Below are 25,827 nucleotides of genomic sequence, written 5' to 3' on the forward strand. Positions count from 1 at the left end.
GTCTTTTGACATATATAGGGATTTTCCCTTTTTAGTCCGCTGCTGGACTTTAAACATTCGAATATTTAATTTCAGTTATGGCATTAGAAAATAAACCCAGAGTAAATTTCGCCAGCGTTAAGAATCCGTATCCATATCCGGATTTCCTCGATGTGCAGTTGAAGTCTTTCCGTGACTTCCTACAGCTGGATACTCCGCCTGAGGAACGCAAGAATGACGGTTTGTATAAGGTGTTCGCAGAGAACTTCCCTATCACCGATACGCGTAATAATTTCGTCCTTGAGTTCCTGGATTACTATGTTGACCCACCAAGATATTCTATTGATGAATGTTTGGAGCGTGGTTTGACATACAGTGTACCTTTGAAGGCTAAGATGAAGCTGTATTGTACTGACCCAGATCATGAGGATTTCGGTACATTTATTCAAGATGTATTCTTGGGAACAATTCCTTACATGACCAGCAATGGTACTTTTGTTATTAATGGTGCTGAACGTGTTGTTGTTTCTCAGTTACATCGTTCTCCGGGTGTATTCTTTGGTCAGGGTGTTCATGCTAATGGTACTGTACTTTATAGTGCACGTATCATCCCATTCAAGGGTTCATGGATAGAGTTTGCTACTGACATTAACAATGTCATGTATGCTTATATTGATCGTAAGAAGAAGTTGCCTGTAACCACAATGCTTCGTGCTATTGGTTATGAGACGGACCGTGATATTCTTCAGATTTTTGATCTTTGCGAAGAGGTAAAGGTGAATAAGAAGAATATGAAGGCAGCTATCGGTCGTAAGATTGCTGGTAATGTCATGAAGTCTTGGACTGAAGACTTCGTTGATGAGGATACAGGTGAGGTTGTATCTATAGAACGTAATGAGGTTGTTGTTGAGCGTGAGACTATCATCACAGAAGAAAATGTTGATCAGATTCTCGATAGCTCAGTTTCTTCAATCTTGCTACATAAGGATGAGGATGCTGCAAGTAAGTACTCTATCATCTTCAACACACTTGCCAAAGATCCAAGCCACTCAGAGATTGAGGCAGTAAATTATATTTATCGTCAGTTGCGTAATGCAGATGCTGCTGATGATGCAAGTGCACGTGAGGTGTTCCAAAACCTATTCTTCTCAGACAAGCGTTATGACTTGGGTGAGGTTGGCCGTTACCGAATCAATAAAAAGTTGAATTTGGAAACGGATATGGATGTACGTGTACTGACAAAGGACGATATCATTGAGATTATTAAGTATCTTATCAGCCTTATCAATTCAAATGCTACGGTTGATGATATTGACCACTTGTCAAATCGTCGTGTTCGTACTGTAGGAGAGCAGTTGGCTAACCAGTTCTCTATCGGTCTTGCACGTATGAATCGTACTATCCGTGAGCGCATGAACGTTCGTGACAGCGAAGTGTTCCAGCCAACGGATTTGATTAATGCAAAGACTATATCAAGCGTCATTAACTCATTCTTTGGAACTAATCCATTGAGTCAGTTTATGGACCAGACCAACCCATTGGCAGAGGTAACTCATAAGCGTCGTCTTTCTGCTCTTGGTCCTGGTGGTCTGTCTCGTGAGCGTGCAGGTTTCGAGGTTCGTGACGTTCACTATACCCATTATGGTCGTCTTTGTCCTATTGAGTCTCCTGAAGGTCCTAACATCGGATTGATTTCATCACTCTGTATGTATGCTAAGATTAATGATCTTGGCTTTATCGTTACACCATATCGTCGTGTGAAGGATGCTAAGGTGGACATGGATAATAAGGATGTAGTCTTCTTGACAGCAGAGGAGGAAGAAGAGCAGATTATCGGACAGGGTAATGCACCATTGAATGCAGATGGTACATTTATCCGTGATGTTGTTAAGTGTCGTCAGGATGCTGATTATCCAGTAGTTACTCCAGACTCTGTTGCTCTTATCGACGTATCTCCACAGCAGATTGCATCTGTGTCAGCAGGTTTGATTCCATTCTTGGAGCATGATGACGGTCACCGTGCGTTGATGGGATGTAACATGATGCGTCAGGCAGTTCCTTTGCTTCATAATGATGCACCTATTGTTGGTACAGGTCTTGAGAAGCAGGTATGTGAGGACTCACGTACTATGGTTACTGCAGAGGGTGATGGTGTTATCGAGTATGTTGATGCTACAACAATCCGTATTCTCTACGATCGTACAGATGATGAGGAGTTTGTAAGCTTCGAGCCTGCTTTGAAAGAGTATCGCATTCCTAAGTTCCGTCGTACTAACCAGAACATGGTTGTAGACCTTCGTCCAATTTGTGATAAGGGTCAGCGTGTGAAGAAGGGTGATATCCTTACAGAGGGTTATGCAACAGAGAACGGTGAGTTGGCATTAGGTCGTAACCTTGTTGTGGCTTACATGCCTTGGAAGGGTTACAACTATGAGGATGCTATTGTTATTTCTGAGCGCATGGTTCGTGAGGATGTATTGACCTCTGTTCATGTTGATGAGTATTCTCTCGAAGTTCGCGAAACTAAGCGTGGTGTTGAGGAGTTTACTGCTGATATTCCTAACGTAAGCGAGGAAGCTACTAAGGATCTTGACGATAATGGTATTATCCGTATTGGTGCTCGTGTTGAGCCAGGTGATATCATGATTGGTAAGATTTCTCCTAAGGGTGAAAGCGATCCTTCTCCAGAAGAGAAACTTCTCCGTGCTATCTTTGGTGACAAGGCTGGTGATGTTAAGGATTCTTCTTTGAAGGCTAATCCATCATTGAGCGGTGTTGTTATTGATAAGAAACTCTTTAGCCGTGCTATTAAGACACGTGAGAGCAAGCGTCAAGATAAGAATATTCTTGCTAAGATTGATGAGGAGCAAGAGGCAAAGATTAATGATTTGAAGGACCTCTTGGTTGATAAGTTGCTCGAACTGACTGAGGATAAGGTTTCAGAGGGTGTTAAGGACTACTCTGATGCTGAGATTATCACTAAGGGAAGCAAGTTCACTGTTGCTGCATTGAAGAACCTCGATTATGAGGGAATCCAATCAAATGGCTGGACTGATGACGAGCATACCAACCTCCTTATTCAGAAGTTGATTATGAACTTCATCCGCAAGTACAAGCAGATGGATGCTGAGATGAAGCGTAAGAAGTTTGCTATCACTATAGGTGATGAACTTCCTTCTGGTGTTCTTCAGATGGCTAAGGTTTACATTGCTAAGAAGCGTAAGATTCAGGTGGGTGATAAGCTTGCAGGTCGTCACGGTAACAAGGGTATCGTATCGAAGGTTGTACGTACAGAAGATATGCCATTCCTTGAGGATGGTAGTCCTGTAGACTTGGTATTGAACCCAATGGGTGTGCCTTCACGTATGAACCTTGGTCAGATTTTCGAGGCTATCCTTGGTGCTGCAGGTCGTAAGTTGGGTGTTAAGTTTGCTACTCCTATCTTCGATGGTGCTAAGCTCTCTGATTTGAAGGAGTGGACAGATAAGGCAGGTCTGCCAAATCTCTGTTCAACCTATATCTATGATGGTGAAACTGGTGAGAAGTTCGACCAGCCAGCTACAGTGGGCATCACTTACTTCTTGAAGTTGGGTCACATGGTTGAGGATAAGATGCACGCTCGTAGTATCGGTCCATACTCATTGATTACACAGCAGCCACTTGGTGGTAAGGCACAGTTTGGTGGTCAACGTTTCGGAGAGATGGAGGTCTGGGCTATTGAGGCCTTCGGTGCATCTCATGTTCTCCAGGAAATCTTGACAATCAAGTCTGATGATGTAGTTGGTCGTTCAAAGGCTTACGAGGCTATCGTTAAGGGTGAACCAATGCCAACTCCAGATATTCCAGAGTCACTGAACGTGTTGTTACACGAGCTTCGTGGTCTCGGTCTCAGTGTCAAACTTGATTAATACGTACACCCCATAATAGAAGTAAAACATGGCTTTTAAGAAAGATAATAAAGTAAAGAGTAATTTCAGCAAGATTACTATCGGACTGGCTTCACCTGAGGAGATTCTTGAGAACTCTTTTGGTGAGGTAACCAAGCCAGAGACTATCAACTATCGTACCTATAAACCAGAACGTGATGGTTTGTTCTGCGAGCGTATCTTCGGTCCAACAAAGGATTACGAGTGTGCCTGCGGTAAGTACAAGCGTATCCGTTATAAGGGTATTGTCTGCGATCGTTGTGGTGTTGAGGTAACTGAGAAGAAAGTACGTCGTGAGCGTGCTGGACATATTGAATTGGTTGTCCCTGTTGCTCATATCTGGTATTTCCGTAGTCTTCCTAACAAGATTGGTTACCTTCTTGGTATGCCAACTAAGAAGCTTGATGCTGTTATTTACTATGAGAAATACGTTGTCATCCAGCCGGGTGTCGTAGAGGGTATGAAGAATGCCGATACTGAAGAGGATTTGAATGGTTCTCATAAGTTCGACCTTCTTTCAGAGGATGAGTATCTCGATATCCTTGATAATAAACTCCCAGAGGGTAATGAGCGTTTGGATGATTCTGATCCAAGCAAGTTCATTGCTAAGATGGGTGCAGAGGCTATTTATGACCTCCTCACAGGCATTGATCTTGATCGTTTGGCAGGTGAATTGCGTGACCGTGCAACAACTGACTCAAGTCAGCAGCGTAAGACAGAAGCTTTGAAGCGTCTGCAGGTTGTAGAGGGCTTCCGTCAGTCAATCGGTGTGAATAATCCAGAATGGATGATCATGAAGATTATCCCTGTTACTCCACCAGAACTTCGTCCATTGGTTCCATTGGATGGAGGACGTTTCGCAACATCTGACCTTAATGACCTCTATCGTCGCGTTATCATCCGTAACAATCGTTTGAAGCGTTTGATGGAGATTAAGGCTCCTGAGGTTATTCTGCGTAATGAGAAGCGTATGCTTCAGGAAGCTGTTGACTCACTTTTTGATAACAGCCGTAAGTCTTCTGCTGTAAAGAGTGAGAGCAATCGTCCATTGAAGTCACTCTCTGACTCTCTGAAGGGTAAGCAGGGACGTTTCCGTCAGAACCTCCTCGGTAAGCGTGTTGACTATTCTGCGCGTTCAGTAATTGTCGTTGGTCCAGAGTTGAAGATGGGTGAGTGTGGTCTGCCTAAGTTGATGGCAGCAGAGCTTTACAAGCCATTCATTATTCGTAAACTCATAGAGCGCGGTATTGTGAAGACTGTAAAGAGTGCTAAGAAGATTGTAGACCGTCGTGAGCCAGTAATTTGGGATATCCTTGAGAATGTAATGAAGGGTCACCCAGTTATGTTGAACCGTGCCCCGACACTTCACCGTCTTGGTATTCAGGCATTCCAACCTAAACTTATTGAAGGTAAGGCTATTCAGTTGCATCCATTGGCATGTACAGCGTTCAATGCTGACTTCGATGGTGACCAGATGGCTGTTCACCTCCCATTGAGTAATGAGGCTGTGTTGGAGACACAGGTGTTGATGCTTCAGAGCCATAACATTCTTAACCCAGCTAATGGTGCACCTATCACCGTTCCTTCACAGGATATGGTGCTTGGTCTTTACTATATTACAAAGATTCGTCCAGGTGCTAAGGGAGAAGGTCTTACATTCTACGGCTCAGAGGAAGCAATTATCGCTTACAATGAGAAGAAGTGTGACCTCCACTCACAAGTAAAGGTAATCGTTGATGACCTCGTTGATGGTAAACTCCAGAAGCGTATGGTTGAGACATCAGTTGGTCGTGTAATTGTTAATCAGATTATCCCAACTGAGATTGGATTCTTCAATGGTATTATCTCTAAGAAATCACTTCGTGGTCTTATCGCTGACGTTATTAAGGCAGTTGGTATGGCTCGTGCTTGTGAGTTCCTTGATGGTATCAAGAACCTTGGTTACCGTATGGCATATGTAGCAGGTCTTTCCTTTAACCTCGACGATATCATCGTTCCTGTTGAGAAAACTGATATCGTAGGTAAGGGTCAGAGTGAGGTAGACCAGGTGAAGGCTAACTATGAAATGGGTTTCATCACTGACAAGGAGCGTTACAATCAGGTAATTGATGCGTGGACACACGTAAACAATAACCTTAAGCAGGCTGTTATGAAGCATATGACAGAGGCTGATCAGGGATTTAATGCTGTATATATGATGCTTGACTCTGGTGCCCGTGGTTCTGCTGACCAGATTGCTCAGCTTGCTGGTATGCGTGGTCTTATGGCTAAGCCACAGAAGGCAGGTGCTGAAGGTGCTCAGATTATTGAGAACCCAATTATCTCTAACTTTAAGGAGGGTATGTCTGTGTTGGAGTACTTTATTGCTTCTCACGGTGCTCGTAAGGGTCTTGCTGATACGGCTATGAAGACTGCCGATGCAGGATACTTGACACGTCGTCTTGTTGACGTTTCTCATGATGTTATCATCAATGAGGAGGATTGTGGTTCACTCCGTGGTCTTGAGTGTCGTGCCTTGAAGAATGGTGATGAGACAATTGCAAGCCTCTATGAGCGTATCTTGGGTCGTGTGTCAGTTCATGATGTTATTAATCCTACAACTGGTGATATTATCGTTGCTGCAGGTGAAGAGATTACAGAGGCAAAGGCACAGGCTATTGAAGATTCACCAATTGAGATGGTAGAAATCCGTTCTGTACTCACTTGTGAGAGCAAGAAGGGTGTATGTAAGAAGTGTTACGGACGTAACCTTGCTTCTGCACGTATGGTACAGATGGGTGAGGCTGTTGGTGTCATTGCTGCACAAGCTATTGGTGAGCCTGGTACACAGCTTACTCTTCGTACGTTCCATGCTGGTGGTGTGGCTGGTAATGCTGCGGCTAATGCAACTATTACAGCTAAGAGTGATGCAAAGATTGAGTTTGAGGAACTCCGTACCGTACCATTCGTTGATGAGAATGACAAGGAGTGTGAGATGGTTGTTAGCCGTTTGGCTGAAATTCGCTTTGTAGATCCTAACACTGGTATTGTACTCCTTACAGATAATGTTCCATATGGTAGCTCTCTTTACTTCAAGTCAGGTGATACTGTTAAGAAGGGCGATCTGATTTGTAAGTGGGACCCATTTAATGCTGTTATTGTTAGTGAATATGCAGGTGTTCTTCGGCTACATGACGTTATAGAGGGCGTTACTTATAAAGCAGAAACCGATGATGCTACAGGTCTTACAGAGCGTATCATTATTGATTCTCGTGATAAGACAAAACTCCCTACTGTTGATATTGTCAAGGTTGGTGCTAATAAGGGTGCTGATGGTCTTTATGCTGCATCTGATATCCTCGGAACTTATAACCTCCCTGTGGGTGGTCACTTGGAACAGGTACTTCTCGATGGTGCTGAGATTAAGACGGGTATGACACTTGTTAAGATTCCACGTTCTGTCGGTGGTGCTGGTGATATTACTGGTGGTCTTCCACGTGTTACCGAACTCTTTGAGGCTCGCAACCCATCTAACCCTGCTGTCGTATCTGAAATTGATGGTGAGATTACTATGGGTAAGGTGAAGCGTGGTAACCGTGAGATTATCGTGACTTCTAAGACTGGTGAGCAGCGCAAGTATCTTGTTAGTCTGTCTAAGCAGATTCTTGTGCAAGAGCATGATGCTGTTCGTGCTGGTACTCCATTGTCTGATGGTATCATCACACCTGCTGATATCTTGTCTATCATGGGTCCAACAGCTGTTCAAGAGTATATTGTTAATGAGGTTCAGGACGTATATCGTTTGCAGGGTGTGAAGATTAATGACAAGCACTTTGAGATTATCGTTCGTCAGATGATGCGCAAGGTACGTATCGACGATCCAGGAGATACTACATTCCTCGAGCAAGAACTTGTTGACAAACTTGACTTTGCTGAGGAGAATGATCGTATCTGGGGTAAGAAGGTTGTTACCGATCCGGGTGATTCAGAAAACTGCTATAAGGGTCAGATTCTCTCTGTACGTAAGTTACGTGATGAGAACTCAAGCCTTAAGCGTCGTGACCTCAAGCTTGTTCAGGTGCGTGATGCCGTTCAGGCAACTGCTACCCAGATTCTTCAGGGTATCACACGTGCTGCCCTCGGTACGAAGAGCTTCATGAGTGCTGCTTCCTTCCAGGAGACAACTAAGGTACTCAACGAGGCTGCTCTCCGTGGTAAAAGCGATAACCTTGAGGGTATGAAGGAGAATGTTATCTGTGGTCACCTCATTCCTGCCGGTACTGGTCTTCGTCAGTGGCAGAAACTCGTTGTTGGTTCGCAAGAAGAACACGAGCGTATGGAGGCTAACAAGAAGAATGTTCTTGACTTCGCTAAGCAAGAGGCAGAGGCTACACAGGAGTAATCCTAACCTCTCATACATAAGATTAAAAGGGATTTGCAATAACTTTGCAAGTCCCTTTTTTATATATTGCTTTGGCTGTCTAAGTTCATTATAAGGATGAAAGGTGATGGTGTAAAGGTCAAATTTATTCATTAATCCCAAATCTCTAAATGATGAAGATTCTAACATAGTTAACTCTCTTATTCTTAAAAATTATAATAGTATTTTGATTTAGCTTACCAAATGTTAAAATAGCGTTATTTTATGTTTTTCTTTTGCTTTTATAAAAATATCTTTCTACTTTTGACACCATAAGACAACAGATTGTTAATCTTCCTCTTTCTCCAAGAGCAAGACTGTTTATCAGCCGTACAGAGGGGACTTCAAGAAGTTGTTGAGGTTTTCTCTTTTTTGTTTTCTGGTTAAGGAGATGATAAGGGTGCCTCGTTTATCATTTTTTTTCTAACAACTTAAAAAATTATCAATTATGAGTTCATTTAGAGCAACTTTGGAATTGGGTGGTAAGGAGTATGACGTACTCTATTCTAACTACGAGTTTAGCCGCACAACTGACAAGAAGGGTCAGCCTGCATCAAGCATCTCTGGCGGTCGAATCAGTGTAACCATCGAGTCTACTGATGACACTTCTACTATCGAGGCTATGCTTAACAGCCAGTTCAAGCCTGTTGAGGGTAAGATCGTTTACAAGAAGAGTGAAGAGGATGCTAAGATGAAGGAGATTTCTTTCAAGAATGCTTACATCGTTCACTACAAGGAGACACTCGACGTTAACAACGAGGCACCGATGACCATCGCTATGACTTTCTCTGCTGAGAATATCACCGTGGGCAATGCTGAGCTCGACAACCGTTGGCCTCGCACATAAGCTTAGGAAACTTAAAGGACTATGCAGAGCTTCCTTGCTCTGCATAGTCCTTTTCGCTTTCAATACTCAAAGGGGACTTAAATCAGTTTTATATTGCAATTATATTCCGTTTCCTAAGACTGGGAATATTATACCCCGACACGCCTATTAGCTTAATTTTATCTCAAAACAAACAACCCATGTCAATTCCTTTCAACCCCATTACTATCAGCGTAGGAAAGAAGACTCTTTCTTCTTTTATTTCTCTACAAATCGAACAAAACATAGGTAAACACCACCGATTCCAAATGTCTGTTGAACTCGAATCGGGGGGAAATAAATATGTACATAATATCAGCAGTAGTAAAGAGTGGCTCGGACAAAGCATCGTCGTAAAGGCTGCAAATACTCCTATCTTCGTTGGTGTGGTGACAAATGTACAATTACACAGAGAAGGAAGTGACTTTGGATGTATCATCGTTTCTGGCTACTCTGCTACTTACAGAATGGAAACGGCACACAGCTGCTTCTCATGGAATGATAGAACCATTGGGGATGTAGTGAAAAAGCTGTGTGAACAAGCTAAGGTGCAATTAGAGTTGAATCCTGCATTCAAGGAAACCAAAGACTTTATCTGCCAGTATGAAGAGTCGGATTTCGACTTTATCCGTCGTCTTGCTCATCAGTATCAAGAGTGGATGTATTTCGATGGAACTAAACTAATCTTTGGTAAACCAAGGAAATTGGCTGACCCTATAAGATTAGAATATGGAACAACACTGTCTTCACTTGACATTGGTTTGCAGACCCTCGCACGCTCTGAGCAGGTGTTCTCTTATCACTCTGGTGCTGACCGTGAAATGCAACGTATGACGCCAGACTTGGCATATGGTCATGACAAACTTGCGGGTGAGGCTTTCCGTGCATCATTAGGTATGTTCTCAAAACCTGCAAGACAGCATGCGCTGCCACGTATCAGCAATGAGACGGAACTCGTTAACTACATGGGGCGTAAGCAGGCGGCAGAGACGGCAGAGACACATTATATCACAGCTGAGAGTCAGGTACCAACCCTGCGTGTAGGTTCCGTCATAAGTCTCTACAGCTCATTCTTGGAACGTGTAGGGAACCTATCAGAAGAGAGCTTGGGTAACTTTATCATTATCGAGATAACACATGAGGTGAGCCAAGGCAGCTACTACAAAAACCGCTTTAAGGCTATCCCTGCAACGATAAAGGCACTGCCAAGTCCAAAGGTGCGTATGCCATTGGCTGAGACACAGATGGCAACTGTGCTTAGTAATGCTGACCCACAGGGTAAGGGCCGTGTGCGTGTGCGTATGAACTGGCAGACGGATGGTATGCAGACAGGCTGGGTACGTGTGATGACACCAGATGGTGGTAGCAGTAGTGACGTAAAGAGCAACCGTGGCTTTGTATTTATCCCAGAGGTAGGCGACCAAGTCCTCCTCGGCTTCCGTCATGGTGACCCTGCAAGACCATACGTTATGGGTAGTCTGTTTAACGGAGTTACTGGTGGTGGCGGTGGTCAAGGCAACAACTGCAAGAGCCTCACCACACGAAGCGGTAGTTCCCTCAAGCTTGATGATTCTGCAGGTAGCGTCACATTACACGACAAGGGCGGTGTAAAAATGAATTTTGATGGTGGAGGAAATCAAAGCCTTAATGCAGCTTCTAAGGCTACAACATCTGTGGGAAAAGGTGGTTCAAGTGTTCTCACAATGGATAGTAGTGGAAACATTGACCTTTCTGGTAAAACGCAGATTACATTGACCGTTGGTGGTAGTACAATTACAATCAAAGGAGACGAAGTACGAATCAGTAGTAAGAATATAATCTTGGAGGCTGAGAATAATTCTATAACAGGAACTAACAACACTGTAACAGGAACTAACAATAAGATTAACGGTGAAACCGATATTGAAGGACCAAAACTGTCCTTGAAGGGTGACCCTGTGAAGATTAACTAACATTTTGTTTTCATTTATGAAAAAAACATATTGGCAAGAGGTACATGAACAGTGCGCAGAAAAAGATAATATGCGCCTAAAAACAACTAAATATAGATGTGAGCAAACCATCATTACAAAACTAAATGGTGTACCAGCTTGTACTATCAGAACAAAGTCAGATTATCAATTTGAGTGGGCAGAGAATCTTAAACGCCCAGCAATGAATGCTTATTGTAAGCTACTGGAGCAGTTTGTTTCTGTTTATCCACCAAGCTATCAGAAGCCTTTAGAGATGATTATAGACTTAGAAAAACTAAAATTCGAGTCTGTTTTTGATATTGATATGGCAACTGGTAAAATGGCAGGTATTGTCAATCACAATGAGATTGTTGAGAAATGGCAGGAGTATAAGAAGAACATGCTGGATAATTACAGTTTCCTTCGGTCAGCTGATACAAAAGAGAATGTAAATGCTTTTATAGACTCGATGGAAAAAGTTATCGTAGACGAAAAACTCCTAATGGCTGAGTTCTATGGAAAAATGATATTCCTGCTGTTATTTGATGGCTATCTCGTTGGTAAGCCTAACTACGCAGCAACAACAGATATAGAATTTCCATCACAACTATTTCAAGGTGTAAAGTTTCCGATGACACTTACGCCTTGTATACAGAAAGAATCCGTAGAGTCTGTTATTTATGAACTTAAGAGTTCTGTTTCAGATTCTGTAAAACTCTCTGAACGTATTAAGAAGGAGTATGACGAACGTTTTAAACCTACTATTCAATATAGTTTCTCTTCATATGATGCACAATTTAATTCTCATGTGTTATTAAATGAGAAGGAAAGATATGTTCAGGAGGCGGAATGCTATATCATTGAAGAAATTGTTAATAATCTGAGCTTAACAATCCACTGTAAAATTCGTAAAATAGTTTAGCAAGATGAGCAAACAATATATTAAAATGGGAACAAACGTTGTTTGTACCAATATGACATTTCCTTCTCCATTGAGAATCGGTACACCCTCAAGAATTTGTACAGCATTGACAAAGGAAGACAAGCCAGTGCTACGTATTGTAGACACCAAAATCAGCAATTGTTTTGAATGTAGAGTGCCACAGATGAAATGGGAAGGAGTTAGGGCTTCGATTCTTGGTATCATAGCAGGGGCTCTTATTGTAGCAGGAGCTATTGCTCTTATAGCTGCAACGGTTGCAACAGGAGGTTTAGCAGCAGGTATTGTTGCTGGCATCGGAGCAGCTATATTACCTGAATCATTAGCCGCACTTACGGTATCTGTCTATATTGCAGATGCGATTCTAATAGGTAGTAAACTAAAGTTGGGATATGATTTAAAACATTTATGTGACGCATCATTAGAGGCTACATGGGATATGGGACTTCCAAGTACAATCATTGAAGGAGAACAAGCCATATTATCAAGTTCTTTTATTCCATGTCCACAGGGAGGAATCATTACGCTCATCATTGATGATGGTTTAGCTGAACATGCTGCATGTATGATAGCTGATCGTAATAGTGAGATAATAAATAAAGAATGGTGGGGGCAATTTTACCAAGGTATGATAAGTGGTGCAACAGGTGCTGCTAACCCTGTTTCTATGGCTATAACGGCGATTGCGACTTTAAAAGATGGCTTTGACGGATATGCTGATGATGACCTGAATATAAATCAGTATGAGATGCTACACAAAGACAAAGAATTTAAATATGATTACCAAGGAAAGATTGAGGACGAAGCTTATGATATTGCAAAGGAAGAAGGTATTGAAAAGAAAAGAGGAAAAGGAACATATAATGACGCTAAGGAGAATTGGGGTAAATATAAAGAAAGTAAACAGAACGAAGCTAAAGCTATCGAAAAGCACCAAAAAGCAGAAGGCAAGGCAGCAAGACGAGAGCAAAAGATTTCTAATAGGTCGAGTGATAAAATGAAAGGACGAGCTAAAGGTGAACGCCAAAGGGCAAACCACAAGGGAAATGTTGCAAAGCAGGCGACTCAAGAGGCTAAATATGCCAAAGGAAAGTTTATAGGAGGATTAATTGGCTTTGGAATGGGTATTGGTGGTTCTGCGGTTAATATGCTTATTGACAAGGGATATAAAGAAGAAGAATTTAAAATGACACGTGATATTGTTTCAGAGATAAAAAGAATCAATACTATTGATAAAAATAATTCCAAAATAGTATCAGATGGGAAGTAGCAAAGGAAATTGGGGAAGATACGGATTACAAGCATTTGGAATTTCAGTGCTTGGTCCCCTCTTATTTTATCTTATTAATCCTATCATTGAACATTTTAAGGGTAATCGTGATGCTGTCTCATATACAAAGACATACGTAAGTCAGTGGGATAGTATAAAAATAGTGCTACCCACTAACCTATTTGATTTCTCATCTGGTGGATTTACTCATCGAACAGAAGTCTTGACTGGTGATGGTAAGCAAAAACAAAGGATATATGCAAGCTTTGAAAAGTGTTATATTTCACAATATAAGAAATATTTTGAAATTATATGGATCGTAGGTATAGATGAAATTGTTGGGCTTTATAATCGTCATTATGATGCAGCTGGTGTTCAAAATGACTTAATACGTCCAAACATGGTGTTATCAGTCTATGTCAATCGTAAACAATGGAAGGATAAATCATATGGAACGATAGAAAAGCCTATGCCAGTCTTTCTACATAGAATTATCTCAGGTGATGATATAGAAGAGCGAAACAAGCATGCGCTCTGGAGAGACAGTCTTCAACCTGGTGGAGACTTTGTAGATTTTTATCTCCCTCCTAAGGCTGTCCAACGTATGCGCAACACGCCAGACTCTGTTAACTATAAGTTTGCAGAGTATTACTTGCGTTATCTCTTACCCGAAGACGAGTTTGAAAGATTGTTTGAAGAAAAATAATCTAAAGGGGCATTATGATAGGAAGTAATAAAGGGAATTGGGGAAGATACGGATTACAAGCATTTGGAATTTCAGTGCTTGGTCCCCTCTTATTTTATCTTATTAATCCTATCATTGAGTATTTTAAGGGAAATCGTGATGCTGTCGCATATACAAAGACATACGTAAGTCAGTGGGATAGTATAAAAATTACTCTGCCAAACAATCTATTCGAACAGATGATGCAAAAAGGATCTATTCGAGTAAAAACACTTGTTTCTGATAGCAAAGGTAAATATCGAATAGTAGCGGATAATAAGATTTTTTATATATCTCAATATAAGAAGTATTTTGAATTAATTTGGATAGATGGAGTAGATGAAATTGTTGGACTTTACAATCGTCATCATGATGCAGCTGGTGTTCAAAATGGCTTAATGCGTGCAGGCATGGTGCTATCATTCTATGTCAATCGCAAACAATGGAAGGATAAATCATACGGAACAAAAGAAAAGCCAATGCCAGTCTTTCTACATAGAATTATCTCTGGTGATGATATAGAAGAGCGGAATAAGAATGCGTTAAGGCAAGATAGTCTTTTCCCTGGAGAAATTATGGTATATTTTTATCTCCCACCTAAGGCTGTTCAACGTATGCGTAACACACCAGACTCTATTAACTATAAGTTTGCAGAGTATTACTTGCGTTACCTCCTACCCGAAGACGAGTTTGAAAGACTGTTTGAAGAAAAATAATCTAAAGGGCCATTATGATAGGAAGTAATAAAGGTAATTGGGGAAGATATAGTCTACAAGCATTTGGAATTTCAGTGCTTGGACCACTCTTGTTTTATCTTATTAATCCTATCATTGAACATTTTAAGGGAAATCGTGATGCTGTAGCATATACAAAGACATATGTAAGTCAATGGGATAGTATAAAGCTCATACTACCTAATGACTTGTTAGAACAATCAATAAAGGAAGGTTCAAGTCATATTAAGACGTTGTCATCCTACAGAGACAAAAACCGAATAGTTGCAGTAAACGAAATATATTATATTCCACAATATAAGAAATATTTTGAGTTAATTTGGATAGAAGGTGTTGATGAATTTATTGCGCATTATCAACGTCGTCATGATGCTGCAGGTATACAATGTCAACTGATGCGTCCAAACATGGTGCTATCAGTCTATGTCAATCGTAAACAATGGAAGGATAAATCATACGGAACGATAGAAAAGCCAATGCCAGTCTTTCTACATAGAATTATCTCAGGTGATGATATAGAAGAGCGAAACAAATTTGCACTCTGGAGAGATAGTCTTCAACCTGGAGGAAGATTTGTAGATTTCTATCTCCCCCCCAAGGCTGTCCAACGTATGCGCAACACGCCAGACTCTGTTAACTATAAGTTTGCAGAGTATTACTTGCGTTATCTCCTACCTGAAGACGAGTTTGAAAGACTGTTTGAAGAAAAATAATCTAAAAGTTCATTATGATGGGAAGTAGCAAAGGAAATTGGGGAAGATACGGATTACAAGCATTTGGAAATTCAGTGCTTGGCCCCCTCTTGTTTTATCTTATTAATCCTATCATTGAACATTTTAAGGGAAACCGTGATGCTGTCGCATATACAAAGACATACGTAAGTCAGTGGGATAGTATTAGACTCGTTTTACCAGAAAACCTATTTGATCAAACCTTGCAACGAGAAGGGACAAGTTATGTCCAAGTAATAAAATATGATAAAAAACAAAGTCAGAGAATATATGCCAGCAATAAAAGATATTATATTCCTCAGTATAAAAAGAATTTTGAATTGATATGGATTAAAGGTGTTGATGAAATTGTTGGACTTTACAATCGTCATCATGATGCAGCAGGTGTTCAAAATGGCTTAATGCGTCCAAACATGGTGCTATCAGTCTATGTCAATCGCAAACAGTGGAAGGATAAATCATACGGAACAAAAGAAAAACCTATGCCAGTTTTTCTACATAGGATTATCTCAGGTGATGATATAGAAGAGCGGAATAAGAATGCGTTAAGGCAAGATAGTCTTTTCCCTGGAGAAATTATGGTATATTTTTATCTCCCACCCAAGGCTGTTCAACGTATGCGCAACACACCAGACTCTGTTAACTATAAGTTTGCAGAGTATTACTTGCGTTATCTCCTACCTGACAATGAGTTTGAAAGGCTATTTGAAGAAGAATAATGTAAAAGTTCATTATGATGGGAAGTAGCAAAGGAAATTGGGGAAGATATGGATTACAAGCATTTGGAATTTCAGTGCTTGGCCCCCTCTTATTTTATCTTATTAATCCTATCATTGAGCATTTTAAGGGAAATCGTGATGCTGTCGCATATACAAAGACATACGTAAGTCAGTGGGATAGTATAAAAATAGTGCTACCCACTAACTTGTACGACTTCTCATCTGGTGAAATACCTCATCGAACAAAAGTTTTGACAGGTGATGGTAAACAAAAACAGAGGATATATGCAAGCTTTGAACAATATTATATTACACAATACAAGAAATATTTTAAGATTATATGGATTGTAGGTGGTATAGATGAAATTGTTGGACTTTACAATCGTCATCATGATGCAGCAGGTGTTCAAAATGGCTTAATGCGTCCAAACATGGTGCTATCAGTCTATGTCAATCGCAAACAGTGGAAGGATAAATCATACGGAACAAAAGAAAAACCTATGCCAGTTTTTCTACATAGGATTATCTCAGGTGATGATATAGAAGAGCGGAATAAGAATGCGTTAAGGCAAGATAGTCTTTTCCCTGGAGAAATTATGGTATATTTTTATCTCCCACCCAAGGCTGTTCAACGTATGCGCAACACACCAGACTCTGTTAACTATAAGTTTGCAGAGTATTACTTGCGTTATCTCCTACCTGACAATGAGTTTGAAAGGCTATTTGAAGAAGAATAATGTAAAAGTTCATTATGATGGGAAGTAGCAAAGGAAATTGGGGAAGATATGGATTACAAGCATTTGGAATTTCAGTGCTTGGCCCCCTCTTATTTTATCTTATTAATCCTATCATTGAGCATTTTAAGGGAAATCGTGATGCTGTCGCATATACAAAGACATACGTAAGTCAGTGGGATAGTATAAAAATAGTGCTACCCACTAACTTGTACGACTTCTCATCTGGTGAAATACCTCATCGAACAAAAGTTTTGACAGGTGATGGTAAACAAAAACAGAGGATATATGCAAGCTTTGAACAATATTATATTACACAATACAAGAAATATTTTAAGATTATATGGATTGTAGGTGGTATAGATGAAATTGTTGGGCTTTACAATCGGCATTATGATGCTGCAGGTATACAATGTCGACTGATGCGTCCAAACATGGTGCTATCAGTCTATGTCAATCGTAAACAATGGAAGGATAAATCATACGGAACGATAGAAAAGCCAATGCCAGTTTTTCTACATAGGATTATCTCAGGTGATGATATAGAAGAGCGGAATAAGAATGCGTTAAGGCAAGATAGTCTTTTCCCTGGAGAAATTATGGTATATTTTTATCTCCCACCTAAGGCTGTTCAACGTATGCGCAACACACCAGACTCTGTTAACTATAAGTTTGCAGAGTATTACTTGCGTTATCTCTTACCCGAAGACGAGTTTGAAAGATTATTTGAAGAAAAATAATCTAAAGGGGCATTATGATAGGAAGTAATAAAGGTAATTGGGGAAGATACGGATTACAAGCATTTGGAATTTCAGTGCTTGGTCCCCTCTTATTTTATCTTATTAATCCTATCATTGAACATTTTAAGGGTAATCGTGATGCTGTCTCATATACAAAGACATACGTAAGTCAGTGGGATAGTATAAAAATAGTGCTACCCCCTAACCTATTTGATTTCTCATCTGGTGAATTTACGCATCGAACAGAAGTTTTGACTGGTGATGGTAAGCAAAAACAAAGGATATATGCAAGCTTTGAAAAGTGTTATATTTCACAATATAAGAAATATTTTGAAATTATATGGATCGTAGGTATAGATGAAATTGTTGGGCTTTATAATCGTCATTATGATGCAGCTGGTGTTCAAAATGATTTAATACGCCCAAATATGGTGTTATCAGTCTATGTCAATCGTAAACAATGGAAGGATAAATCATACGGAACGATAGAAAAGCCAATGCCAGTCTTTCTACATAGAATTATCTCAGGTGATGATATAGAAGAGCGGAATAAGAATGCGTTAAGGAAAGATAGACGTTTTCCTGGAGAAATTATGGTAGATTTCTATCTCCCACCCAAGGCTGTTCAACGTATGCGCAACACACCAGACTCTGTTAACTATAAGTTTGCAGAATATTACCTGCGTTATCTCTTACCCGAAGACGAGTTTGAAAGATTGTTTGAAGAAGAATAATGTAAAAGTTCATTATGATGGGAAGTAGTAAAGGAAATTGGGGAAGATACGGATTACAAGCATTTGGAATTTCAGTGCTTGGACCACTTTTGTTTTATCTTATTAATTCTATTATTGAACATTTTAAGGGAAACCGTGATGCTGTAGCATATACAAGGACATACGTAAGTCAATGGGATAGTATAAAGCTCATACTACCTAATGACTTGTTAGAACAATCGATAAAGGAAGGTTCAAGTCATATTAAGATGTTGTCATCCTACAGAGACAAAAATCGAATAGTTGCAGCAAACGAAATATATTATATTCCACAATATAAGAAATATTTTGAGTTAATTTGGATAGAAGGTGTTGATGAAATTGTTGGGCTTTACAATCGTCATTATGATGCAGCTGGTGTGCAAAATGACTTAATGTGCCCAAACATGGTGCTTTCAGTCTATGTCAATCGTAAGCAATGGAAGGATAAATCATACGGAACAAAAGAAAAACCTATGCCAGTCTTTCTACATAGAATTATCTCAGGTGATGATATAGAAGAGCGGAATAAGAATGCGTTAAGGCAAGATAGTCTTTTCCCTAGAGAAATTATGGTAGATTTTTATCTCCCCCCCAAGGCTGTTCAACGTATGCGCAACACACCAGACTCTGTTAACTATAAGTTTGCAGAATATTACTTGCGTTATCTTCTACCCGAAGACGAGTTTGAAAGATTGTTTGAAGAAAAATAATCTAAAGGGGCATTATGATAGGAAGTAATAAAGGTAATTGGGGAAGATATGGATTACAAGCATTTGGAATTTCAGTGCTTGGTTCCCTCTTTTTGGGTGTATTATCGTTTCTGGCTACTCTGCTACTTACAGAATGGAAACGGCACACAGCTGCTTCTCATGGAATGACAGAACCATTGGTGACGTAGTTAAGAAATTGTGCGAACAAGCTAAGGTGCAGTTGGAATTAAATCCTGCATTCAAGGAAACCAAGGACTTTATCTGCCAGTATGAAGAGTCGGACTTCGACTTTATCCGTCGTCTTGCTCATCAGTATCAGGAGTGGATGTATTTCGATGGAACAAAACTCATCTTTGGTAAACCAAGGAGATTGGCTGACCCTATAATATTGGAATATGGAACGACGCTGTCGTCACTTGACATTGGTTTACAGACCCTCGCACGCTCTGAGCAGGTGTTCTCTTACCACTCTGGTGCTGACCATGAGATGCAGCGTATGACACCAGACTTGGCCTATGGTCATGACAAACTTGCGGGCGATGCTTTCCGTGCATCATTAGGTATGTTCTCAAAACCCGCACGACAGCATGCACTGCCACGTATCAGCGATGAGTCGGAACTTATTAATTACATGGGGCGTAAGCAGGCGGCTGAGACGGCAGAAACACATTACATCACGGCTGAGAGTCAGGTGCCTACCCTGCGTGTCGGTTCTGTCGTAAGTCTCTACAGCTCATTCTTGGAACGTGTAGGAAACATATCAAAAGAGAGTTTGGGTAACTTTATCATTATCGAGATAACCCATGAGGTGAGCCAAGGCAGCTACTACAAAAACCGCTTCAAGGCTATCCCTGCAACAATAAAGGCACTGCCAAGTCCAAAGGTACGTATGCCATTAGCAGAGACACAGATGGCAACTGTGCTTAGTAATGCTGACCCACAGGGTAAGGGCCGTGTGCGTATGAACTGGCAGACAGATGGTATGCAGACAAGTTGGGTGCGTGTGATGCCCCCAGATGGCGGTAGTAGTAAGGACGTAAAGAGCAACCGTGGTTTTGTATTTATCCCAGAGGTAGGCGACCAAGTCCTCCTCGGCTTCCGCCATGGTGACCCAGCAAGACCATACGTTATGGGTAGCCTCTTTAACGGAACTACTGGTGGTGGCGGTGGTCAAGGTAACAACTGCAAGAGCCTCACCACACGAAGTGGCAGTTCTCTCAAGCTTGATGATTCTGCAGGTAGCGTCACATTGCACGACAAGGGTGGTGTAAAAATGAATTTTGATGGTGCAGGAAATCAAACTTTAGCCACCAAAGCTTCTGCAACAACAACTGTTGGTAAAGATACCAGCCTTTTACAAATGGACAAGGATGGTAACATAGAATTGAAAGCTAATACGAAAATAACATTGAAGATAGAGGGTAGTAAAATAATTATAACCAAGGACAAAATCACGCTTGAAAGTTCAGAAATAGAGGTGAATGGTACTACATCTACGACTGTAAATAGTCCTTCAATAAATATGCAAGGTGGAACAACAAATATAACAAGTACAACTATTAATTTAAAGCCTGTACAACCACAAGCACCAGATGATGGTAATGCTTACTTTTTACCAACAGCAGCCGTAAATATTGATAGTACAAAAGTAGATATAAATGGTGGTACTGTAGAAATTAACTAATAATAATTTAATAAGAAAATGATAGATTTACATAATAAATGGGAGGTCAAAGATCATCATTCCACTTTGGAGAAGAAGAATGCATTGGATCTTTTATCTGAGAATCATATAGAGTCCTTGGATAGTTCTGCACACTATCGTTTTAAACAGATTAATGTTATCCGTTATGAAGATATTCCTATAAGTAATTCTACAATACGCGCTCAATATCTTTTTGAACGCGCAAATCATAATGTCCATACTAAATGTGAAGAAAGTTATTATACTTTTACACCACAGCAAAACAAAATTGGCGATTTTCTGAGCCTTTCTGATCAAATTAGAAAAGAGGTATATTGGCGTATAGATAAAAATGGAGAACCTCTACGTATTTTGAATGAGGGAGAGTTGAAGGAAAGTTGGGAAAATGCTAAGAAAGAACTTCTTCCTAACAATGAGTTTATGAGCTCTTTGGATAAAGAACAGTATAAAAAGATTATTCAAGCTGGAGATACGGAGTTTCAGGATATGAGCTTATTTATACGCAATTATAGAACGAATCTTTTTTTAGAGAGCTATTTGGACAATACTTAATGAAATCACCAGAGAATTATGAATTTGAGAAACTACAAACAATGTCTAACTTTTTTAAAGATATTGTTATAGAAGCAGATCTCACATATTCAAAGTTGAAAGAGGACGAGAAATTTATATTTATAGTGAAAGAAAGCGAACTTGACCGTAATAAGCTTGATGAGATAGAGATGGTAAAACAATACAATAAATTATATAAAACAAAAATTAAATATGACTTTACAGAATATGATTATAAATATAGAGCAACCATGAAATTAAACAAAGAGGACGGATTGTTAGAGAACCTAACTCTAAGTCTTACAGAAAAAATTAAAAATAATCTAATTTGTGATATCAGTTTTGATTTAAAGCGTATAGAGTCATGAAAGGTTATATAGAAGAGGGAGGCTGGGTTTCTTGCACAATGGATAGTTTCGGAACTCCCAGACAGTTAGTAGCACGGCGTGATGCTCAGGTTAAACGGCATAATGGTAAAATCTTATTAACAAAAATAGATACAGCTATTGATAAACAATTTGTTTGTAATTCTCCTGTTAAATTCTGGACGGGTTTGGCTGCACTTGCTGTAGGTATTGCAATTGCTTTATCTGGTCCTGTGGGTTGGATAGCTTTGGGAGCGTGTGCTGTAGCTGCTGTAGCGATTACTATTCAATCTGTAACGTCTCACGCTTGTAATGGGTGTTTAGAAGGAATAGAGTGGAATCCTTCACATGAGACGGTAAAAATAGGCGGACAAGATGTCATATTATACAATTATTCTCGGTTACAATGCAGTAATGGAGGACTTCTCATTGCGAGTGAGACATTCGATGAAGCAAATAGTATTTCTAATCAGATGGCTCTGAATAACTGGCAAGCAAATGTAATAAATATCGAACAACATCTCTTGAATGGAATGATTGATGGTCTTATGGGTTTTTCTTTCACAGCAGTAGATGTTACATTTGAATTGGCTGGAGAATATCTTGGAGAAAATAATATCGTAAGTGGAGAAACATGGTTTGGAGTTGGATTAGGCAAAGATGCAACTACTACGATATTAAAAGCTGCACCTGCTGAGCGAGCTCTATCAAAAGAGATAGTAAGTAGCATATTTACAGCAGAATTTTGGGCTGTCTTAAAAAAAGCCCAAGATTAACCCTTCAATTAATTAGCCCTACGTCGCTTATTAAAGATGTAGGCAAGGGACTTATAAAAGGTTCAGCTGTCGGCATTCCACAATTAATATTAAACAATATGATTGATGCGGAAGAAGAAAAATTGAAAAAGAAAAATGAAACAGCTATTATGCAACAAATAAATCCAAATAGTGATATTATAGCTAAGAAAATATAGTTAAATTAAAATGGGTATTTTATAAGAACGTCAAAAAGCTTAACTTTGTTGTAAGTTTGTTATTAATATAACGCTTATTAAATATTTTGCTTAGATAATAATATAACAACCATTAAATAATAAAAGATGAAGACTTTCAAAATTAATGCACAAGGAATAGGTGCAGCCATAGGCTTATTGTTGGTAAACGGGATAGTTTATCTAATTTTTCATCGTACACCAGCAAGCGAAGAAGAGATTAACGCATATATTCAGAACTCGGAAGTTGTGGAACTGACAGATTTTACTTTTTTCGATGTGGAAGACATGGTAGTATATGCAAGACAGCCTTTGAGACGCAACCATAGTACACTGTATAAAGATATAGCAAAAGTTTATTCACCAGACAGTAAGAAAAATTTTGTTTTAGAGACTTACGATGTCCCTGGCAGAATATCTGTAAATGCAGAAATTTTACGAAGGCGCCCTAAGATTTATCTTGTTGTTAATAAGGATGATTTGCATAATCCAAAATTAGGAAGTAAGGAAAAGCCTGTTCCTGCATTATTGTGGTACACAAGTCCAGATAGTAAGTTTAATCACGTTCCTGAAATAAATTATATACATAGTGTAAAGGAATACCTTACCTATTGCCGAGCTGAATAAAGAGAGAGTATAATAATTGGTTAATGGGTAAACTGAAGGGTTTGATAATATAGAAAAGCAAAGATATATTAAAGCAAAAGAGTTCTATCAACAAAATGAAGACTTTCAAAATTAATGCACAAGGAATAGGTGCAGCCATAGGCTCATTGTTGGTAAATGGGATAGTCTATCTTATTTTTCATCGCACACCAGCGAGCGAGGAAGAGATTAACGCATATATTCAGAACTCGGAAGTTGTGGAACTGACAGATATTACCTTTTACGATGAGGAAAACATGGTAAGGTATGCAAGACAGCCTTTGAGACGCAACAATAGTTCATTGTATAAGGATATAGCAAAACTTTATTCGCCTGACAGTAAGAAGTATTTCGTTTTAGAGGTTTACGGAGCCCCATATTCAATACCAATAGACACGGATATCTTACGAAAGAGTCCTAAGATCTATCTTGTTGTTAATAAGGATGATTTGCATAATCCAAAATTAGGAAGTAAGGAAAAGCCTGTTCCTGCATTATTGTGGTACACAAGTCCAGATAGTAAGTTTAATCAAGTTCCTGAAGACGATTACAAATATAGTGTAAAGGAATACCTTACCTATTGCCGAACTGAATAAAGAGAGAGTATAATAATTGGTTAATGGGAAAACTGAAAGGTTAGATAATATAGAAAAGCAAAGATAGATTTAAGCAAAAGAGTTCTATCAAAAAGATGAAGAGTTTCAAAATTAATGCACAAGGAATAGGTGCGGCCATAGGCTTATTGTTGGTAAATGGGATAGTTTATCTGATTTTCCATCGTACACCAGCAAGCGGGGAAGAGATTAACGCATATATTCAAAACTCAGAAGTTGTGGAACTGACAGATTTTACTTTTTTCGATGTGGAAGACATGGTAGTATATGCAAGACAACCTTTGAGACGCAACCATAGTACACTGTATAAAGATATAGCAAAAGTTTATTCACCAGACAGTAAGAAAAATTTTGTTTTAGAGTCTTATGGATCTCCCTACAGAATATCGGTAGATGCAGAACTTTTACGAAGGTGTCCTAAGATTTATCTTGTTGTTAATAAGGATGATTTGCATAATCCAAAATTAGGAAGCAAGGAAAAGCCTGTTCCTGCATTATTGTGGTACACACGTCCTGATTAGTAAGTTTAATAGAGTTCCTGAAAGAAATTATATATATAGTGTAAAAGAGTATCTTACCTATTGCCGAACTGAATAAAGAGAGAGTATAATAATTGGTTAATGGGTAAACTGAAGAGTTAGATAATATAGAAAAGCAAAGATATATTAAAGCAAAAGAGTTTTATCAAAAAGATGAAGACTTCCAAAATTAATGCACAAGGAATAGGTGCAGCCATAGGCTTAAAAAACTATATCAGTAGTGTTATTTTGAGGGTGTAAGCTAAGACAGTCAAGGTAAAAACTTTTGTAGTTAGATTTGGGTAAATGACTTTAATGTATTATCTTTGCATAAGAGAAATAAAGTATTATCTAAATCATATTAACAAAATGGACAATAACAATCAGAATCAAGAGGGACAGCAGTTGCAGATTGATCTCTCACCAGAAATCGCTAAAGGTGTTTATACAAACTTCCAAATAATCTCTCATTCAAGTTCAGAGTTTGTACTTGACTTTGCTACGCTTCTTCCAGGTGTACCAAAGGCAACCGTAACAAGTCGTGTTATTATTGCTCCTGAACACGCATTGCGTCTCCTTGCAGCGTTGCAGGACAATGTAGTTCGCTATGAAAAAGAGTTTGGTAAGATTGATCGCCACGAGCCAGAGCAGGAACCACGTACGATTGCTCCATTCGGTCCTGGTAAGGTTGATGCATAAGCATCTCTTTAAAGAATAAATTATGAAGCCGTTCGAGCAATCGGGCGGCTTTCGTTTTTTTGATAATCTCGAGAGATATAGAATGTGCAGTTATCGAATTACTTGTATCTATAGCAATGGTAGGAAATCTGTTCGTCGACCATTTGGGCGTAATGGATTTAACCTCGAAAAGCATATTTATAAATAAAGATACCAACAAGAGGTGTGAAAGCAAGGCTTAGTCCTATAAATGTGAAGCACGATAGCCAGCCCCAATCTCTCCACTTTATGACAAAGGGCATAAGTACAAGTGTAATAATGAGATCTATAAATATCCACATAATAAGAATTGCTTTTGAAAGACAAAGATAAATAAAAATGCTGTAAAAACAAAGCGTTGCAGATAATTATTTTGAAAAATTATTACATAATCTCGGATAAAACATCTACAAATAACGGCAAAAATATATGTAAAAGATAAGTTTGTAACCAATGGTAAATCAGTCAGTTATGATTCTGTGTAAGAAAAGGTGCTTAATTGGACTTCAAAAGGGCGTTAGTAAGACCTCTAAAGGGCATCT

22 protein-coding genes are annotated in these 25,827 nt (G+C 39.4%); all 22 read left to right on the forward strand.

Going from position 1 to position 25,827, the window contains the following annotated elements; translation table 11 throughout:
* Window positions 1-77 precede the first annotated feature (77 nt).
* The 22 genes from rpoB to FIU21_RS05765 all read left to right on the forward strand — a co-directional run bounded on the left by rpoB (window position 78) and on the right by FIU21_RS05765 (window position 25,267).
* The gene (rpoB, locus tag FIU21_RS05660) at window positions 78-3,887 is read left to right on the forward strand and encodes a DNA-directed RNA polymerase subunit beta (RefSeq protein ID WP_004361436.1); all 3,810 of its coding nucleotides are present in this window, start codon (window positions 78-80) and stop codon (window positions 3,885-3,887) included.
* A 28-nt stretch (window positions 3,888-3,915) separates the two neighbouring features.
* The gene (gene rpoC, locus FIU21_RS05665; protein ID WP_004361435.1) at window positions 3,916-8,286 is read left to right on the forward strand and encodes a DNA-directed RNA polymerase subunit beta'; all 4,371 of its coding nucleotides are present in this window, start codon (window positions 3,916-3,918) and stop codon (window positions 8,284-8,286) included.
* Between the two features lie 466 nt (window positions 8,287-8,752).
* Entirely contained in the window at window positions 8,753-9,151 is a 399-nt protein-coding gene (tssD, locus tag FIU21_RS05670; protein WP_004383461.1) for a type VI secretion system tube protein TssD, read from the forward strand.
* A gap of 179 nt (window positions 9,152-9,330) precedes the next feature.
* Window positions 9,331-11,121 carry a type VI secretion system Vgr family protein gene (locus tag FIU21_RS05675; RefSeq protein WP_172891324.1) on the forward strand — a complete coding sequence of 597 codons (1,791 nt, stop codon included), beginning with the start codon at window positions 9,331-9,333 and terminating at the stop codon, window positions 11,119-11,121.
* Between the two features lie 16 nt (window positions 11,122-11,137).
* Window positions 11,138-12,043, forward strand: a complete 906-nt coding sequence (locus FIU21_RS05680; RefSeq protein ID WP_004361688.1) for a hypothetical protein — start codon at window positions 11,138-11,140, stop codon at window positions 12,041-12,043.
* Window positions 12,044-12,047: 4 nt separating this feature from the next.
* Window positions 12,048-13,331: a hypothetical protein gene (locus tag FIU21_RS05685; protein ID WP_004361687.1), complete on the forward strand. Its 1,284-nt coding sequence runs from the start codon at window positions 12,048-12,050 to the stop codon at window positions 13,329-13,331.
* Window positions 13,321-14,037, forward strand: a complete 717-nt coding sequence (locus FIU21_RS05690) for a DUF8188 family protein (protein WP_172891325.1) — start codon at window positions 13,321-13,323, stop codon at window positions 14,035-14,037. Before FIU21_RS05685 ends, FIU21_RS05690 begins: the two co-directional genes overlap by 11 nt.
* 14 nt (window positions 14,038-14,051) lie before the next feature.
* On the forward strand, window positions 14,052-14,771 hold the full coding sequence (locus FIU21_RS05695; RefSeq protein ID WP_004361685.1) for a DUF8188 family protein: 720 nt from the start codon (window positions 14,052-14,054) through the stop codon (window positions 14,769-14,771).
* 14 nt (window positions 14,772-14,785) lie between these two features.
* Window positions 14,786-15,502, forward strand: coding sequence for a DUF8188 family protein (locus FIU21_RS05700; RefSeq protein ID WP_004361684.1), 717 nt, complete (start codon window positions 14,786-14,788; stop codon window positions 15,500-15,502).
* Between the two features lie 14 nt (window positions 15,503-15,516).
* Entirely contained in the window at window positions 15,517-16,239 is a 723-nt protein-coding gene (locus tag FIU21_RS05705; protein ID WP_172891326.1) for a DUF8188 family protein, read from the forward strand.
* A 14-nt stretch (window positions 16,240-16,253) separates the two neighbouring features.
* The gene (locus tag FIU21_RS05710; RefSeq protein ID WP_172891327.1) at window positions 16,254-16,976 is read left to right on the forward strand and encodes a DUF8188 family protein; all 723 of its coding nucleotides are present in this window, start codon (window positions 16,254-16,256) and stop codon (window positions 16,974-16,976) included.
* A gap of 14 nt (window positions 16,977-16,990) precedes the next feature.
* A complete protein-coding gene (locus FIU21_RS05715) occupies window positions 16,991-17,713 on the forward strand; it encodes a DUF8188 family protein (protein WP_172891328.1) in 723 nt (240 codons plus the stop codon).
* A 14-nt stretch (window positions 17,714-17,727) separates the two neighbouring features.
* A complete protein-coding gene (locus FIU21_RS05720) occupies window positions 17,728-18,447 on the forward strand; it encodes a DUF8188 family protein (RefSeq protein ID WP_172891329.1) in 720 nt (239 codons plus the stop codon).
* A 14-nt stretch (window positions 18,448-18,461) separates the two neighbouring features.
* Window positions 18,462-19,178 carry a DUF8188 family protein gene (locus FIU21_RS05725; RefSeq protein WP_004361682.1) on the forward strand — a complete coding sequence of 239 codons (717 nt, stop codon included), beginning with the start codon at window positions 18,462-18,464 and terminating at the stop codon, window positions 19,176-19,178.
* A 133-nt stretch (window positions 19,179-19,311) separates the two neighbouring features.
* Entirely contained in the window at window positions 19,312-20,862 is a 1,551-nt protein-coding gene (locus tag FIU21_RS05730) for a phage baseplate assembly protein V (protein ID WP_254361457.1), read from the forward strand.
* Between the two features lie 18 nt (window positions 20,863-20,880).
* Window positions 20,881-21,435, forward strand: coding sequence for a hypothetical protein (locus FIU21_RS05735; protein ID WP_004361679.1), 555 nt, complete (start codon window positions 20,881-20,883; stop codon window positions 21,433-21,435).
* Entirely contained in the window at window positions 21,435-21,803 is a 369-nt protein-coding gene (locus FIU21_RS05740; protein WP_004361678.1) for a hypothetical protein, read from the forward strand. The genes FIU21_RS05735 and FIU21_RS05740 overlap by 1 nt, the downstream gene beginning before the upstream one ends.
* Window positions 21,800-22,576: a hypothetical protein gene (locus FIU21_RS05745; RefSeq protein ID WP_004361677.1), complete on the forward strand. Its 777-nt coding sequence runs from the start codon at window positions 21,800-21,802 to the stop codon at window positions 22,574-22,576. The genes FIU21_RS05740 and FIU21_RS05745 overlap by 4 nt, the downstream gene beginning before the upstream one ends.
* A gap of 323 nt (window positions 22,577-22,899) precedes the next feature.
* A complete protein-coding gene (locus FIU21_RS05750) occupies window positions 22,900-23,418 on the forward strand; it encodes a DUF8188 family protein (RefSeq protein ID WP_004361675.1) in 519 nt (172 codons plus the stop codon).
* A gap of 95 nt (window positions 23,419-23,513) precedes the next feature.
* Complete coding sequence (locus tag FIU21_RS05755; protein ID WP_004361674.1) at window positions 23,514-24,032, forward strand: DUF8188 family protein; 519 nt, start codon at window positions 23,514-23,516, stop codon at window positions 24,030-24,032.
* 95 nt (window positions 24,033-24,127) lie between these two features.
* Window positions 24,128-24,571, forward strand: coding sequence for a DUF8188 family protein (locus FIU21_RS05760; protein ID WP_004361673.1), 444 nt, complete (start codon window positions 24,128-24,130; stop codon window positions 24,569-24,571).
* Window positions 24,572-24,937: 366 nt separating this feature from the next.
* Complete coding sequence (locus tag FIU21_RS05765) at window positions 24,938-25,267, forward strand: DUF3467 domain-containing protein (RefSeq protein WP_004361672.1); 330 nt, start codon at window positions 24,938-24,940, stop codon at window positions 25,265-25,267.
* Window positions 25,268-25,827: the final 560 nt, after the last annotated feature.

Source organism: Prevotella melaninogenica, from assembly GCF_013267595.1.
GTDB classification, from domain to species: Bacteria; Bacteroidota; Bacteroidia; order Bacteroidales; family Bacteroidaceae; genus Prevotella; species Prevotella melaninogenica_D.

Coding starts and splice junctions, on each gene's coding strand:
- FIU21_RS05705 (WP_172891326.1), top strand. CDS start 15,517: ATGATGGGAAGTAGCAAAGGAAATTGGGGAAGATACGGATTACAAGCA.
- FIU21_RS05730 (WP_254361457.1), top strand. CDS start 19,312: ATGGAAACGGCACACAGCTGCTTCTCATGGAATGACAGAACCATTGGT.
- FIU21_RS05725 (WP_004361682.1), top strand. CDS start 18,462: ATGATGGGAAGTAGTAAAGGAAATTGGGGAAGATACGGATTACAAGCA.
- FIU21_RS05765 (WP_004361672.1), top strand. CDS start 24,938: ATGGACAATAACAATCAGAATCAAGAGGGACAGCAGTTGCAGATTGAT.
- FIU21_RS05720 (WP_172891329.1), top strand. CDS start 17,728: ATGATAGGAAGTAATAAAGGTAATTGGGGAAGATACGGATTACAAGCA.
- tssD (WP_004383461.1), top strand. CDS start 8,753: ATGAGTTCATTTAGAGCAACTTTGGAATTGGGTGGTAAGGAGTATGAC.
- FIU21_RS05760 (WP_004361673.1), top strand. CDS start 24,128: ATGAAGAGTTTCAAAATTAATGCACAAGGAATAGGTGCGGCCATAGGC.
- FIU21_RS05750 (WP_004361675.1), top strand. CDS start 22,900: ATGAAGACTTTCAAAATTAATGCACAAGGAATAGGTGCAGCCATAGGC.
- FIU21_RS05685 (WP_004361687.1), top strand. CDS start 12,048: ATGAGCAAACAATATATTAAAATGGGAACAAACGTTGTTTGTACCAAT.
- FIU21_RS05675 (WP_172891324.1), top strand. CDS start 9,331: ATGTCAATTCCTTTCAACCCCATTACTATCAGCGTAGGAAAGAAGACT.
- FIU21_RS05755 (WP_004361674.1), top strand. CDS start 23,514: ATGAAGACTTTCAAAATTAATGCACAAGGAATAGGTGCAGCCATAGGC.
- FIU21_RS05700 (WP_004361684.1), top strand. CDS start 14,786: ATGATAGGAAGTAATAAAGGTAATTGGGGAAGATATAGTCTACAAGCA.
- FIU21_RS05745 (WP_004361677.1), top strand. CDS start 21,800: ATGAAAGGTTATATAGAAGAGGGAGGCTGGGTTTCTTGCACAATGGAT.
- FIU21_RS05690 (WP_172891325.1), top strand. CDS start 13,321: ATGGGAAGTAGCAAAGGAAATTGGGGAAGATACGGATTACAAGCATTT.
- FIU21_RS05740 (WP_004361678.1), top strand. CDS start 21,435: ATGAAATCACCAGAGAATTATGAATTTGAGAAACTACAAACAATGTCT.
- FIU21_RS05715 (WP_172891328.1), top strand. CDS start 16,991: ATGATGGGAAGTAGCAAAGGAAATTGGGGAAGATATGGATTACAAGCA.
- FIU21_RS05695 (WP_004361685.1), top strand. CDS start 14,052: ATGATAGGAAGTAATAAAGGGAATTGGGGAAGATACGGATTACAAGCA.
- rpoC (WP_004361435.1), top strand. CDS start 3,916: ATGGCTTTTAAGAAAGATAATAAAGTAAAGAGTAATTTCAGCAAGATT.
- FIU21_RS05680 (WP_004361688.1), top strand. CDS start 11,138: ATGAAAAAAACATATTGGCAAGAGGTACATGAACAGTGCGCAGAAAAA.
- rpoB (WP_004361436.1), top strand. CDS start 78: ATGGCATTAGAAAATAAACCCAGAGTAAATTTCGCCAGCGTTAAGAAT.
- FIU21_RS05710 (WP_172891327.1), top strand. CDS start 16,254: ATGATGGGAAGTAGCAAAGGAAATTGGGGAAGATATGGATTACAAGCA.
- FIU21_RS05735 (WP_004361679.1), top strand. CDS start 20,881: ATGATAGATTTACATAATAAATGGGAGGTCAAAGATCATCATTCCACT.